The 1126-nt window shown below is 73.1% G+C and carries 1 protein-coding gene; it reads left to right on the top strand.

What is annotated here, in order from left to right:
* Window positions 1-110 precede the first annotated feature (110 nt).
* Window positions 111-995 carry a 2-hydroxy-3-oxopropionate reductase gene (locus tag AX737_RS02125; protein WP_066918638.1) on the top strand — a complete coding sequence of 295 codons (885 nt, stop codon included), beginning with the start codon at window positions 111-113 and terminating at the stop codon, window positions 993-995.
* Window positions 996-1126: the final 131 nt, after the last annotated feature.

Here is a 1126-nt window from a genome sequence, read left to right as displayed (position 1 = left end):
CCCGCCAGACCGAGGCGCTCGCCGCCCGCTTCAAGGGCTGACCCGCCCAAACCCTCCCCCCCTCTGCGGGGGAGGGAAACCGCGCGCTACCTCTCCCGGGAGACCCCACCATGAACATCGGCTTCATCGGCCTCGGCATCATGGGCGCGCCCATGGCCGGCCACCTGATCGCGGGCGGGCACAGCCTGTTCCTGAAGAGCCGCCGCGCCGTGCCGGACGCCCTCCTGGGCGCGGGCGGCACCGCCTGCGCCAGCGCCGCCGAGGTGGCGGAGCGCGCCGACGTCGTCATCCTGATGCTGCCCGACACGCCCGACGTCGAGACGGTGCTGTTCGGCGCGGGCGGCGTCGCCGAGGGGCTCGAGCCCGGCAAGACCGTGATCGACATGAGCTCGATCTCGCCGATCGCCACCAAGGCCTTCGCCGCCCGGGTCGCGCAAGCCGGCTGCGACTACCTCGACGCCCCGGTCTCCGGCGGCGAGGTCGGCGCGAAGAACGCCGCCCTGTCGATCATGGTCGGCGGTTCCGAGGCGGCCTTCGCCCGGGCCGAGCCCCTGTTCCGGCTCATGGGCAAGACCGTGACGCATGTCGGCGGGAGCGGCGCCGGCCAGGTCGCCAAGGTCGCCAACCAGATCATCGTGGCGCTCACCATCGAGGCGGTGGCCGAGGGTCTGCTGTTCGCGTCGAAGGCCGGGGCCGACCCGGCCAAGGTCCGGCAGGCGATCACCGGGGGGCTGGCCACCTCGCGCATCCTGGAACTGCACGGCGCCCGGATGATCGAGCGCACCTTCCAGCCGGGCTTCCGCATCGACCTGCACCGCAAGGACCTCAACCTCGCGCTGGAGGGCGCCAAGGCCCTGAACCTCGCCCTGCCGGGAACCGCGCTCGCCCAGCAGCTCTTCGGCGCCTGCGCGGCCAACGGCGCGGGCGGCCTCGACCACGCCGCCCTGGTGCGCGCGCTCGAGATCATGGCGAACCATCAGGTCGCCGAGGGCTGAGAGGGATCCGGGATCCCAAAGGGTCTTGACCCTTTGGCGGGGTCCCGGGGCGCGCAGCCCCGGGTTTCGAACCCACAGGCCCGGCGAGGCCGGACCTATGGGTTCGACAGCAGGGCTCTGCCCTGCACCCG

The sequence above is a fragment of the Methylobacterium sp. CCH5-D2 genome, assembly GCF_001556475.1.
Lineage (GTDB): Bacteria > Pseudomonadota > Alphaproteobacteria > Rhizobiales > Beijerinckiaceae > Methylobacterium > Methylobacterium hispanicum.
Note: the sequence above shows the minus strand (reverse complement) of the source record. Positions and strands in the feature narration are given on the sequence as shown.